The organism is Algoriphagus ornithinivorans (assembly GCF_900115305.1).
GTDB classification, from domain to species: Bacteria; Bacteroidota; Bacteroidia; order Cytophagales; family Cyclobacteriaceae; genus Algoriphagus; species Algoriphagus ornithinivorans.
Window position 1 is genome coordinate 242,041 of record NZ_FOVW01000005.1, and the last position, 13,361, is coordinate 255,401.

Consider the following 13,361-nt stretch of genomic DNA (forward strand, 5'->3'; position numbering starts at 1 on the left):
CAAATATAAAATATTCTAGGCATTCTTGACCCAAAGAATGATGGATTGACTTTTTTCCTGCTGAAAGAAATAATCTCAAAAATGCATTTTGAAAGAATGAATTTGGCGTAGTATTTGCCAAATCAGCACTGATGATGCTTAACCAACTCATACTATCACTTTTACTGTGGATAGCTGTACCCGATACTACCTATCCACCTGAGCACTCTATTGACCCCATTATAGTGGCGATCGATAGTGGGTCCAGTAGTGATTTGGCTAGATATTTTGACGCAAGTATTTCACTCAATATCAACGGTCAACAAGGTGATTTTTCGAAAAGTCAGGCCGAAATAGTGTTAAAAGATTTTTTCAAGAAAAACCCACCCTTAAAATTTTCCCTAGTTTTTAGATCAGAAAATAATCCCAGTTTGAGTTCTTATATAGGGGATTATCAAAGCGGAAAAGGCATTTATAAGGTTTTTATTAAAGTCAATCAGCAGGATGCCCAAATCAAAGTGTATAGTCTGGGCTTTGTAAAAGTGTAAGCATTTTTAGAAAATTGCCCGTACTGCTACTCATTATCCCTATTTTTGCAGCTGGAAATAGTTTATAGCTACTCCAAACATTTCATCCCATTTAATGCTTCAATCTCTGCCAGATTTTTGAAATCTGATCAGCTGATTTTAAATCTTGATACATGAGACCCGCTTACCTTACCGATCAGGCTATCCAATCATTTATCCAATCTGCTTTTGCAGAAGATATTGGACCGGGAGATTATTCTTCTTTGGCGGCGATTCCATCAGATAAAATGGGTCAGGCAAAACTTTTAATCAAGGGTGACGGAGTACTTGCTGGAATAGAAATGGCTGAGAAAATTTTTAAAAGTTATGATCCCAGTTTGGAAGTAACTCTTCTCAAAAAGGATGGAGATGAAGTGAAATATGGAGATATAGGATTGACTGTTGCAGGTCCAGCAGCTTCTATTTTGTCTTCAGAAAGATTGGTTCTCAACTGTATGCAAAGAATGAGCGGTATCGCTACATTGACTCATAGGTTGACTCAGAAGATTATCCATACCAAAGCTCGTCTGATGGATACCAGGAAAACCACTCCTAATTTCCGATTGATGGAAAAATGGGCTGTTCATATCGGTGGAGGAGTAAATCATAGATTTGCGCTGTATGATATGGTGATGTTGAAAGACAATCATGTGGATTTTGCCGGAGGAATTCAGCAAGCCATTGAGCGAACCAAAGCCTATTTAGCCTCCCATAATCTGAACTTAAAAATTGAAGTTGAAACCCGAAATCTGCAAGAGGTGGAGGAAGTAGTGAGAGTTGGAGGAGTGGATTACATCATGCTGGACAACATGGATTATGCAACCATGAGAAAGGCAGTTGCAATCATTGATGGAAAATTTGAAACCGAAGCCTCTGGTGGAATTACAGAGGAGACCCTTGCTGAGGTGGCCGAATGCGGTGTGGATTTTATTTCTATGGGGGCTTTAACGCACTCCGTGAAAAGTCTAGATATCAGTCTTAAAGCTTTTTAAGATTGGATATTTAAACAATTTAATTGTTTACAATAGAAAAAGACTGCTTAAATTGCTCTTAAAGCCATTTTTTTAATCGAAAATAAAAGAGCATTCCAATCACTGCTATACCCATTCCACTCAAAACATAAAAATACCCATAGCGCCATTGTAACTCGGGCATATACTCGAAGTTCATTCCATAAACTCCGGCCACAAAGCTCAAAGGAATAAAAATGGTAGATATAATGGTAAGCACCTTCATTACATTATTCATGCGGTTAGAAAGGCTGTTCATGTAAAGGTCTAGGACGCCGGAAGACATATCCCGAAACACTTCCATGGTTTCAATTACCTGAATAGTATTTTCATACAAATCTCGGATAAAAGGTCGTACTTCCGGAGAGATTTTATCCTCTGCATACTTATCGAAAGCTCCGATTACCTCCCTGAGCGGATAAACTGACCTTCTCAAGTCCATCATCTCCCTGCGTTGAAGATACAAGGCATTCAGAGTTTCGGTTCCGGGTTCTATGATAGCCTGCGATTCTAAGCTTTCTATCCTTTCGCCTATATGTTCAAGAACAGTGAAGTAATTGTCGACAACCGCATCCAATAAAGCATACAGCAGATAATCGGTTCCTCTTTGTCGGATAGTCCTTTTGGAGTCTTGGAGTCTCTCTCTTACAAACTGGAACACATCCCCCTCTTTTTCCTGAAAAGTGATCAGAATATTTTTAGCCATTAGAAAACTCACCTGTTCTTCATCTATGGGGTCTTCAGGGGAATTGCATTGAATCATTTTCAGCGTAGCAAAAATGTACTCCTCAAAAGCCTCCATTTTTGGCCTTTGGAAGGTGCTGAGAATATCCTCCAAAGTCAATTTGTGAATGCCAAAAATCTGTCCGATTTCTTCTAAAATACCTACATCGTGGAGCCCAATGACATCTATCCAGAAAACTTTTTTTTGAAGCTTCAGATGATCTTTAAGCTGGGATAGCTTGATTTTTTCTTCATAAATCTCCTGTTCATCGTAGGTGATCAAGTTAATGAAAACTTCCTCTTGCTTTTTGTCACCAGTAAAAACCAGGGCCGCGGGAGGCAAACCAACTCTATGGGCAGGTCTTTTCCTTTTTTTACTCTTAAAGAGTTTTTGGAATTGCTTCATAGGAGACTTCTGCGCCATAAGTCTAGGAGGGCTTTGATTGAATAAATTCGAGATTTCTTTTCAGTCCGGCAAATTTTGTACGCTTTAAAGGAGATTTTTTAAAAACTTTCTGAAAAGTCTCTTCTGTCATCTCAATCCAATCTTTCTTTGAATAGTCTTTTAGATCCGAATGGGGATCAAATTTTGGTTCTTGATGAGGCTTGGAAAAGCGATTCCAAGGACACACATCTTGGCAGATATCGCAGCCAAAAGCCCAATTTTCCATCTTTCCTTTGAATTCTGAAGGAATTGCCTCTTTCAATTCTATGGTCAAGTAGGAAATACAGCGGGAACCATCGACTACTCCCGGTTGCACGATGGCATCTGTTGGACATGCATCTATACAGGCCGTACAAGTTCCACAATAATCTTTTGCCAAAGGAACATCAGGAACTACCTCTAAATCGATGATCAACTCTGCCAAAAAGAAAAAGCTCCCCATCTTTCGATTAAGCAAAAGGCTGTTTTTTCCAACCCATCCCAATCCAGCTTTGTGAGCCCATTGTCGCTCCATAACAGGTGCTGAGTCAACAAAAACCCGCCCTTCAATTTCACCGATTTCCCGCCTAAGAATTTCCAAAAATGTTTTAAGTTTATCCTTAATCACAAAGTGATAATCCTCTCCATAAGCATATTTGGCCAGCTTGATGTCTTCTGGTTTTTCAGGAAGTTTATGCTCTGGATAGTAATTGTAAATCAGGGAAATGACTGTTTTTGCACTGGGAACCAACTTGGTTGGATCTAAACGCTTGTCAAAATGATTGGCCAAATAGGCCATCTGTCCTTGATAGTTTCGATTTAGCCACTCTTCAAGTCTCGGGGCCTCCTCTTCTAAAAATTCCGCCTTAGCAATTCCACAGAAGTCAAAGCCCAGATGTTTGGCGGTGGACTTGATGAATTGGGCGTATTTAAATGAAGGGCTCATAGGAATTCGAAAGTACTTCAAATCAAATAAACGACGAAATTGAACACAATTTGAGAATTACACGTATATTGTATTTAAGCACGTGTATTTATGAAAACCAAACTTACTCTTACTGTAGAAAAAGAAATAATAGAAAAGGCCAAGCAAAAAGCTGCTGACCGAGGAATGTCATTGTCTCAAATGTTTGAGGAGATTTTTTCTAAAGAAGATCCAGAAATAGAACAAACTGAAGCTCAAAAAGCGGCAAAATCACTTTTAAAAAAATTGGAGTCTATGAAACCTAGACCCAGCCCTGATAAATTTGACAAAGAGCTTCGAAGTCATTATTTGTTAAAAAAACATGGTTAAAATCTTTTTAGATACTAATGTAGTGATTGACTTGCTCGCAAAAAGGGATCCCTTTTATGAAGATTCTAAGCTTTTTCTAATGCTGGCACAAGGGTCATTGGCTCAGCTTTTTATCGCTGAGAGCAGTTTAGGAAACTTATATTACCTTGTTTTTGAGGTCTACAAAATTCCTCAAGCAAATGAACTTTTAGAACAATTTTTTTTAGTTTGTGAGGTAATTTCAGGAGGGAAGGATGTGATTATTCAATCTTTGAATTCCAACTTTAAAGCCAAGGAAGATGGGCTACAATATTATACTGCTTTAGCTCATCGTGTAGATTTTTTAATCACTAGAAATAAAAGGGATTTTATTGGCAACAGTCAAATACCTATCCTTACTCCACAGGAATTTTTTGCACCTTGATTAATCTCTTTCTCTTCTTAGTTCCGGTTTGTCCTGATACCATTGTTCATCAAAGGTTTCTTCTATTGTAATTGGAGCCGTTAAAACAGACCAAACCATCCAAAGAACTAAAAAAGGCCCCGCCAAGAAAATTAGCCAAATTAATGGCAAAGCAATATTGAGTTGAATCAGCGTGACAAAAACAATCAAAATTCCGGTCACAACCCCAACTACAGTTTGATAATTTTTCATCTTTTTGGTGTTTTTATCCACTTATTCAAACTCCTATGCCTTTCACTTTGTTATCGAGACATGTATCTTAAAGTTCGCTCAATTCGATTTGGCAGCAAGTTTTGTTCTGCTTCTTGAGTCTAATCTTTAAAAATCTGATTATGAAAGGCTTCCGCTTTACTCAATATATACCTTCCCAAGATCCTGAGAAAAACACCTTTGAGAACCTTCTTAATATATTTCTTCAGCTGGTTACCATGACTGGCGGAGATGTGGCGGAGGCTCTTAGCTGGCTGACAAACTTGGATAAGCGTTACAACATGACTAATCCCAATTACGGAATTGGGGATTTCATTGAGGACCTTAAATCCAAAGGATATCTGACTGAAGAAAATCAAAAAGGGGAGTTTAAAATTACAGGGAAAGCAGAGCAAACGATTAGAAAGTCTGCCCTGGAGGAAATTTTTGGGAAGCTCAAAAGAGGTAAATCAGGACAGCATAAAACCACACATTCCGGTCAGGGAGAAGAGCGAGGCACCGACAGAAGAGCCTATGAGTTTGGAGATAACTTAGATCAAATTGCGCTTACTGACTCGCTACGTAATGCCCAGGCCAATCATGGATTTACAGGTGACTATCTTTTGACCGAAGATGATTTGGAAGTTGTGGAGAATGAGTATAGATCTCAGACCTCTACAGTTTTGATGATCGATATTTCCCACTCTATGATTTTGTATGGGGAAGATCGGATCACGCCGGCTAAGAAAGTGGCAATGGCTTTGGCAGAATTGATAAAAACCCGATACCCAAAAGACACGCTTGATATCATCGTATTTGGAAACGATGCATGGCAAATTGAAATTAAGGATCTGCCCTACCTTCAAGTGGGTCCTTATCATACTAATACAGTTGCAGGATTAGAGCTGGCTATGGATCTACTTCGCAGGAGGAAGAATCCGAACAAACAAATATTCATGATTACTGACGGTAAGCCAACCTGCTTGAAAGTTGGAATCAAATATTACAAAAACTCTTTTGGGATTGACAGTAAAATCTTGAGTGAAACGCTCAAACTAGCTGCTCAATGCAGAAAATTAAAAATCCCCGTAACCACCTTTATGATCGCTTCAGACCCTTATTTGAAGGAGTTTGTCAAAGAATTTACCAAGGTCAACAATGGAAATGCTTACTACTCTTCTTTGAAGGGCTTAGGAGATTTGATTTTTGAGGATTATAGAAGAAACCGAACCAAACGCTTTTAAACAAACGCATGGACTACCATACACTTACAGGAAAAGAACTGAAACAAATTCGAACACTTGGTCAGTTGAAGGCTGCTGGCTATCAGGCTAAATCAATCAAAGAGGAATTAAGAGATAATCTTATTGCTAAAATCAAAGCAAAAGAAAATGTCTTTGAAGGTATTTGGGGTTATGAGGATACAGTAATTCCAGATATCGAACGTGCGATTTTATCCCGTCACAACATCAATTTATTGGGACTTCGTGGTCAGGCCAAGACTCGGATTGCGAGAATGATGACCTTGCTCTTGGACGAATATTTACCGGTGGTCTATGGTTCGGAATTAAATGATGATCCATTGGCACCTTTGACTTCCTATGCGAGAAATCTGATCGAAGAAAGGGGTGATGATACCCCAATCACCTGGTGGCATAGAAATGAACGTTACACAGAAAAATTAGCGACTCCTGATGTTTCTGTAGCTGATTTGATTGGAGATGTGGATCCTATCAAAGCGGCCACCATGAAGCTCAGTTACAATGATGAGCGGGTGATTCACTATGGTCTGGTGCCAAGATCTCACCGGTCTATTTTTGTAATCAATGAATTACCGGATTTACAAGCTCGAATTCAGGTAGCTTTATTCAATATTCTTCAAGAAGGAGATATTCAAATTCGGGGCTTTAAGCTGCGATTGCCCCTGGATATACAATTTGTTTTCACAGCTAATCCAGAGGACTATACCAACCGAGGAAGTATAGTTACTCCTCTAAAAGATAGAATTGAAAGTCAGATTATCACCCACTATCCGAAGTCCATTGAGATTGGTAAAAAAATCACCGCACAGGAGGCAAACTTGAAGGGAAAGCCTGTTGAAAATATTCATGTGCCCGAACTCATGAAGGACTTGATCGAACAGATTGCGATTGAGGCAAGAGCTTCCGAGTACGTGGATGAAAAGTCAGGTGTCTCGGCTCGTTTAACCATTTCAGCCTATGAAAATATGATTTCAGCAGCTGAGAGAAGGCTTTATATGAATGGTGAAAACAAAACGGTGGTAAGAATTGCCGATTTGATCGGAGTAATTCCGGCGATTACCGGTAAAGTAGAATTAGTGTATGAAGGAGAGCAAGAAGGTGCGGGATTGGTTGCGTACAACTTAATTGGAAAAGCTATAAGATCTCAGTTTGTGAATTATTTTCCATCTCCGGAAGAAAAGAAAAAGTCCAAGGAAGGAAACCCCTATGTGATTCCACTTGCCTGGTTTGGGGAAGGAAACGTCCTGGATATTTTAGCCTCTCAATCCGATAAAGAGTATAAGCAAGCTTTAATGGAAGTTCCGGGCTTGGAAAATGTGGTAACACAGTTGGTCAAAAATCTACTTGAAAGAGAGAAAGAATTTTTTATGGAGTTTGCATTGCATGGTTTGGCTGAATATTCTCAGCTGAGCAAACGCATGTTGGACACTGGTTTACAGTTCAAGGATTTATTCAGTTCCATGTTTGATATGGGGCCTGGAGACGAAGATGATTTTGATGAGGATGATTTATAAAAAGGGGCGAAAGCCTCTTTTTTTAAAAAAATATGTACATATTTGTGTACAAAAAATCATAAATATGCTTACTACTACCTTATCAGATTTCAGAAAGGATATCAAACGATATTTTGATCAAATTTCGCAAAACTTCGAGACACTAATAATTAATCGGGGCAAGGATTCTGGCATTGTGATAATGTCTTTAGTAGAATATAACTCTTTGAAGGCTACCCATCATGAACTTTCTTCTAAAGTAAATGAAGAGCGCCTCGATTCAGCTATTCAAAAGTTGAAATCAGGGAAATCATTCGAGAAAAAACTATTTGAAGAATGAAGTTTGTTTTCGTTGAGGAATCTTGGGAAGACTATCTTTACTGGCAAAAAACAGACAAGAAAAAGTTGAAAAGAATCAACGAGTTGTTAAAGGATATTTCCAGAAACCCATTTGAAGGTATAGGTAAACCGGAGCCTTTAAAATTTAAGTATTCGGGATTTTGGTCTAGAAGAATTGATCAAGAACATCGCCTAATTTACCAAGTAAAGGATGATGAAATTTTAATTGCAAAATGTAGATTTCATTATGATTAAATTTTAAAGTGAATTACTAACAAATCCTTTTATTACTTTTTTTGCTTTAAGACTTTTCCCCCATACCTTTGCACATAGATCATAAGGGGTGCCTTAATAAAACGGGCTGAGATCATACCCATAATACCTGATCCGGGTAGTGCCGGCGAAGGGAAATGAGCAAGCAAAGTGAATTTAGAATAGACAGTTTGGTACCACTGTATGCTCTGATTTTACTATTGCAAAACGGGTAAACAAATACGGCTGACTTCCCCTAAGTCATCCCATGTTTCACTCAATGACCCGGAAGGGATTTAAACAAATGAAAAAATTATTGATGAGCTGGATGGCATTTACGCTGACCATTTCGGCTTGGGCTCAACAAAGTTTGAGCGGAAAAGTACTGGACGCAAAAAGTAGCGAGCCTCTGGTAGGAGCATCTGTATGGACCGAAAAAACAGGAAGAGGAGCTATTACTGATGGAGAAGGAAATTTCACCATTTCAAAGCTTCCTACGGGTGAAGTTGATCTTCGGGTATCTTATTTAGGATATGAGACTTTTCGTCAGAGTGTAACCTTACCCTATTCTGGAAATTTGGAGATTAGACTTTCCGGCAAAGATTTTCTGAGTGAAGAATTTATAGTATCTGCCACTCGGGCATCAGAAAACACGCCAACTACTTTCAAAACCATAGACAAGGAAGAGCTTGCCAAAAGGAACTTGGGTCAGGATATTCCAATTCTTTTGAACTTCACTCCTTCTGTGGTTACACATTCGGATGCCGGTGCTGGTATAGGATATACTGGCCTCCGAATTCGGGGTACAGACCAGACAAGAATCAACGTTACTGTGAATGGAATCCCTCTCAATGATGCTGAGTCACATGGAGTATTCTGGGTCAATATGCCGGATTTTGCCAGTTCGGTAGATAATGTGCAAATTCAACGGGGAGTCGGGACTTCGACCAATGGAGCTGCTACTTTCGGAGCAAGTTTGAATTTCCAAACAGATACTCGACAAGAAGAGGCCTATGCTCAGGTTGATAATGGTTTTGGCAGCTTCAACACCTGGAGACATACAGTCAAAGCTGGAACAGGTTTATTGAATAATCGATTTGCCGTAGATGCTAGATTATCCAAAATCACGACCGACGGCTATGTGGATAGAGCTTTTTCTGATTTGGGATCTTACTTCCTTTCTGGAGGCTACTACGGAGAAAATCATGTAGTCAAATTGAATGTTTTCTCCGGAAAAGAGCAGACTTATCAGTCTTGGTATGGTTTACCGGAGGCTCTATTGGAGACTGACCGCACCAATAATTTCTACACCTATGATAATGAAACAGATAATTACCAGCAGGATCATTATCAGTTGATTTATACGGGAAAAATTGGGTCCAATTGGAAAACTAATCTGGCTTTACATTATACCTATGGCCGCGGCTATTATGAGCAGTTTCGCGAAAATGACCGCTTTTCCAGATATGCCTTGCCCAATGTCATTATTGGTGGAGATACCATTACTAGAACAGATATCATCAGAAGAAGATGGTTGGACAATGATTTCTTTGGGTTCGTAGGATCTGTTAATTATGTGTCCGACGATGGAAAATGGGATGTGATTTTAGGAGGTGGCGCCAATCGCTACGATGGCGACCATTTTGGAGAAATCATATGGGCCAGAATTGCTGGAGATACTGATATCCGAGATCGATATTACGATAATAACGCTGTTAAAGACGATAGAAATATCTATGCCAAGGCAAATTATGAATTGAAGCCAGGCTTAAATCTATTTGGAGATCTTCAAGTTCGTGGGATTAATTATACCTTCTTCGGAGTCAATGACGATTTGAGAATTGTGGACGGTCAGGAAGATTATACCTTCTTCAATCCAAAGTTTGGTTTCTCGTACGAAAAAGGAAATCAGACTTGGTATGCTAGCTATGCTGTAGCCAACCGTGAACCAACAAGAGCTGATTTTACGGACAATCCGATTACGGAAGTGCCAAGACCTGAAAGACTCAATAACATCGAGGCAGGCGTGCGGTCAAGAGCAGGCAACTTTACCTATAATGCCAACTTCTATTACATGGATTACAAAGATCAATTGATTTTGACTGGTCAAATCAATAATGTTGGTGCCTATATAAGAGAGAATGTTGCTTCATCCTACAGGGCAGGGATAGAATTGGACGGTGCATATCAAGTATCTAAAAAATGGACTTTGGGAGGAAACATAGCCTTCAGTCAAAATAAGATTGCTGAATTCACGGAATACATAGACGACTACAGCGTGGAGGATTTTCAGCAAGTGGAGAATACTTATACCAACACGGATATAGCATTTTCTCCCAATGTAGTGGGTTCGGCTATTATCGAATATCATCCTACCAAGAACCTTTCTCTAAACTGGTTGAGTAAATATGTAGGGCAGCAATACCTGGATAATACCTCCAATGAGAACCGGACATTGGATGCATTTTTCACCAATGATCTTCGAATCAGCTATACCGCACAGCCCCGATTCTTTAAGAGTTTAGAGGTAAACTTATTGATCAATAATATTTTCAATGAGTTGTACGAGCCTAATGGCTACACCTTTAGCTATTTCGTTCCGGGGAATAGTGGCAGAGAATTGATTACAGAAAACTTCTATTATCCTCAGGCAGGCACGAATTTCTTGCTTGGAGTGAGTATGAAGTTCTAAAATGACTAATAGAAAATTTGATTAAGAGGCTGTCTAAAAAGTGAAATTTGTCACATAGAGAGAAGTCGAAATGTAGGCCACAACGATAAAAATGGCCTTCGACTCCGCTCAGGCTGACAATAGGGCTACTTCTAAGACAGCCTCTTTTTTATTTAAATTCTTAAAAAATTACCTTAAAAGTAGTTCCGACCCCTTCCTCACTTTTCACTTCAATGCTTCCGCCTGCATTTTGAAGATGGCTGTTTACTAAATAAAGCCCAATGCCTTTGGCCTCTGAGTGCCCGTGAAAGGTTTGATTCATTTTGAATATCTTATCCTTTACTTTTTCCATATTCATTCCTTGCCCATTGTCTTTGATATAGAGAAATATTCTTTCAGCAACAATTTCTGTCCATATGCAAACCTGTGGTGCAACATCTGTTTTTCTATATTTAATAGAGTTTCCTATCAAATTCAGGAAAATACTTTCTAAATGAAGTCTGTTAAAATAAACTTCACCTGCTTGGGAAAAATCATGCTTGATTTGGGCATTGACTGATTTCAGGGTAGGGTTCAGTGTAATCAGTGTTTCCTGAAGAATTTCTGATAAGTTGACCAGCTCCTTTTTGTTATTGTTGCTGTCCTTTTCAGAAAGTTTATTCAAATATTTATTGAGGTTTTCTTTAAGTCCCAAGGTTGATCTCTGAATAAGCTTGATCAACTCTACGCTTTCTTCGTCTTTTATTTTTTCCAAATTCAGTAACTGGAAAACTGACAATATACTCGAAACTGGAGACCTCAAATCATGAGCTGTTATGTATGTAAGACTTTTGAGTTCTTCATTTTTGTGAGAAAGGTCTGACAGTAATTCGTCCTTCCTTTCTTCCAATCTTTTCTTTTCAGTAATTTCTTTAGCAATCGCAAAAACCAGTTTTTTTTCGGTGTTAGGCCAGGCAGTCCAATAAAGCCATATGATTTTTCCACTTTTGGTAATGTATCGGTTTTCGAAGTTTAGCAAAGGCTGTGATTCAAAAAGTTGAGATCTCCTCTGATTGGTCATTGACACATCTTCAGGATGTATAAAATCATTAATAGGCCGAGAGTAGAGTTCCTCTTGACTATATTCTAATACTTTGGAAACCGCTGGGTTTATTCTTTTAAAATAACCATCAAAACCTGCAATGCACAGTAGGTCAGGAACTAAATCGAAAAATAATTCAAAGGGATAATCTTCTGTAGTCATGGGCTGGGTTTTGCCTCTTTTTGAAAATATATATGAAAAATAACTAAAGACTAAAAGGAATTTTATTAAGTGAATAGGAAGAATTTAAAGCCCTCAAATTGTCTGATAAGAAAATAGCTCGGAGATTAATCCGAGCTATTTTCTTCACTGTTCCAGATGACTACTTGATCTTCCAAATAATGTGGATAAATTTTCAGATGTTGTTTCTTGACTTCGGATACTAACCTTTCTCTGAACTCTTCTATGTTTTTTCCACTTCCGGCTGCCATAAAAACAGGTTGGATTCCAGTCTTTTTTTCATAGGCTTCTGAAAGTGCGTCAAAATCCTTAAAGTCGGATTCCTGAAGCTCGATTTCAGTCATTTCCATGATTTTCTCTTCAGAAGGCATAGTTTCCACCAGGTCAATTTTATTGAAGACCAATAGGACAGGCTTATCTCCTGCATTGATTTCTCTGAGAGTTTGGGTTACTACTGCAATATGATCTTCAAAGCTTGGATGCGAAATATCAACCACATGTACCAAAAGATCTGCTTCACGAATTTCATCCAGTGTAGATTTGAATGATTCTATCAAGTGTGTAGGTAGTTTTCTAATAAATCCTACGGTGTCGGAAAGCAGGAAAGGGATGTTTTCCAACACGACCTTTCTAACCGTAGAGTCTACCGTCGCAAATAATTTGTTTTCAGCTAAAATATCGGTTTTGGTAACCAAGTTCATCAAAGTGGATTTGCCTACATTGGTATAACCTACCAGTGCAACTCGGACAATTCCCTTACGCCCCTTGCGTTGGGTGACACCTTGCTTCTCTATTTCTTTTAGCTTCTGTCTCAGCAAGGTGATTTTATTTCGGATATCCCGCTTATCTGTTTCGATTTCCTTTTCACCGGCACCACCCCTCGTGGATGTACCACCTCTCTGACGTTCCAAGTGAGTCCACATGCGGGTTAATCTTGGAAGTAGATATTGAAATCTGGCCAATTCTACTTGGGTTTTGGCCTGTGCCGTTTGGGCTCTTTGTAAGAAAATATCTAAAATCAGCAGAGATCGATCATACACTTTCACTTTCAGCTCGTTTTCCAGATTTTTCATTTGAGAAGGAGAAAGATCGTCATCGAAAATGACCATGTCTACTGCAAAGTGCTCCACATAGGATTGAATTTCCTCCAGTTTTCCTTTCCCCACAAAAGTTTTGATGTCTGGCTTTTCCATTTTCTGGGTAAAGCGAAAAACAGCCTTTACACCCAGCGTTTCGGTCAAAAAAGCCAACTCATCTAAATGCTCATCAATCAGTTGATCAGATTCATTTTGTCTCACAACAGTCACCAAAACTGCGGTTTCCTGCTTGGGAGCGGTATCGTATAATTTTTGAAGTTTTCGGGAAAATTTACTCATAAAGGATTTTTGATTCTCAATACAAAAGGAGAGATCGAGTGGATAAGTTTCAATTATTTGGAAATATCCCTCTGAAAATC

At 38.9% G+C, this 13,361-nt stretch carries 14 protein-coding genes and 1 riboswitch; of the genes, 9 read left to right on the forward strand and 5 right to left on the reverse strand.

Annotation, left to right across the window (positions count from 1 at the left end; translation table 11 throughout):
- Positions 1-131: 131 nt before the first annotated feature.
- Complete coding sequence (locus BM073_RS09320) at positions 132-527, forward strand: DUF4783 domain-containing protein (protein ID WP_091653496.1); 396 nt, start codon at positions 132-134, stop codon at positions 525-527.
- Positions 528-679: 152 nt separating this feature from the next.
- Positions 680-1,537, forward strand: a complete 858-nt coding sequence (gene nadC / locus BM073_RS09325; RefSeq protein ID WP_091653498.1) for a carboxylating nicotinate-nucleotide diphosphorylase — start codon at positions 680-682, stop codon at positions 1,535-1,537.
- A 58-nt stretch (positions 1,538-1,595) separates the two neighbouring features.
- On the opposite strand, the gene corA is transcribed toward nadC, so the two are convergent.
- Positions 1,596-2,702 (reverse strand): magnesium/cobalt transporter CorA, encoded by a 1,107-nt coding sequence (corA, locus tag BM073_RS09330; RefSeq protein ID WP_091653500.1) that lies wholly within the window; start codon positions 2,700-2,702, stop codon positions 1,596-1,598.
- A 4-nt stretch (positions 2,703-2,706) separates the two neighbouring features.
- Positions 2,707-3,648, reverse strand: coding sequence for a tRNA epoxyqueuosine(34) reductase QueG (queG, locus tag BM073_RS09335; RefSeq protein WP_091653501.1), 942 nt, complete (start codon positions 3,646-3,648; stop codon positions 2,707-2,709).
- A 90-nt stretch (positions 3,649-3,738) separates the two neighbouring features.
- Between queG and BM073_RS09340 the strand changes: the two genes are divergently transcribed.
- Positions 3,739-3,996, forward strand: coding sequence for a DUF6364 family protein (locus tag BM073_RS09340; RefSeq protein WP_091653503.1), 258 nt, complete (start codon positions 3,739-3,741; stop codon positions 3,994-3,996).
- The gene (locus BM073_RS09345; RefSeq protein WP_091653505.1) at positions 3,989-4,399 is read left to right on the forward strand and encodes a type II toxin-antitoxin system VapC family toxin; all 411 of its coding nucleotides are present in this window, start codon (positions 3,989-3,991) and stop codon (positions 4,397-4,399) included. Before BM073_RS09340 ends, BM073_RS09345 begins: the two co-directional genes overlap by 8 nt.
- Here the strand turns inward: BM073_RS09345 and BM073_RS09350 are convergent, their stop codons facing one another.
- Positions 4,400-4,630, reverse strand: coding sequence for a hypothetical protein (locus BM073_RS09350; protein WP_091653761.1), 231 nt, complete (start codon positions 4,628-4,630; stop codon positions 4,400-4,402). It abuts the gene before it with no gap.
- A gap of 140 nt (positions 4,631-4,770) precedes the next feature.
- Between BM073_RS09350 and BM073_RS09355 the strand changes: the two genes are divergently transcribed.
- The 5 genes from BM073_RS09355 (at position 4,771) to BM073_RS09375 (ending at position 10,665) form a co-directional block, all read left to right on the forward strand.
- Entirely contained in the window at positions 4,771-5,871 is a 1,101-nt protein-coding gene (locus BM073_RS09355) for a vWA domain-containing protein (RefSeq protein WP_091653506.1), read from the forward strand.
- 8 nt (positions 5,872-5,879) lie between these two features.
- A complete protein-coding gene (locus tag BM073_RS09360; protein ID WP_091653508.1) occupies positions 5,880-7,403 on the forward strand; it encodes a P-loop NTPase family protein in 1,524 nt (507 codons plus the stop codon).
- A gap of 64 nt (positions 7,404-7,467) precedes the next feature.
- Positions 7,468-7,722: a type II toxin-antitoxin system Phd/YefM family antitoxin gene (locus BM073_RS09365; RefSeq protein ID WP_091653762.1), complete on the forward strand. Its 255-nt coding sequence runs from the start codon at positions 7,468-7,470 to the stop codon at positions 7,720-7,722.
- A complete protein-coding gene (locus BM073_RS09370; RefSeq protein WP_091653510.1) occupies positions 7,719-7,976 on the forward strand; it encodes a Txe/YoeB family addiction module toxin in 258 nt (85 codons plus the stop codon). Before BM073_RS09365 ends, BM073_RS09370 begins: the two co-directional genes overlap by 4 nt.
- Positions 7,977-8,050: 74 nt before the next feature.
- A riboswitch (TPP riboswitch) is annotated at positions 8,051-8,147 on the forward strand.
- A gap of 130 nt (positions 8,148-8,277) precedes the next feature.
- On the forward strand, positions 8,278-10,665 hold the full coding sequence (locus BM073_RS09375) for a TonB-dependent receptor (RefSeq protein WP_091653511.1): 2,388 nt from the start codon (positions 8,278-8,280) through the stop codon (positions 10,663-10,665).
- Positions 10,666-10,825: 160 nt separating this feature from the next.
- On the opposite strand, the gene BM073_RS09380 is transcribed toward BM073_RS09375, so the two are convergent.
- On the reverse strand, positions 10,826-11,887 hold the full coding sequence (locus tag BM073_RS09380; protein WP_091653513.1) for a PAS domain-containing sensor histidine kinase: 1,062 nt from the start codon (positions 11,885-11,887) through the stop codon (positions 10,826-10,828).
- 125 nt (positions 11,888-12,012) lie between these two features.
- The gene (hflX, locus tag BM073_RS09385; RefSeq protein ID WP_091653514.1) at positions 12,013-13,281 is read right to left on the reverse strand and encodes a GTPase HflX; all 1,269 of its coding nucleotides are present in this window, start codon (positions 13,279-13,281) and stop codon (positions 12,013-12,015) included.
- Positions 13,282-13,361: the final 80 nt, after the last annotated feature.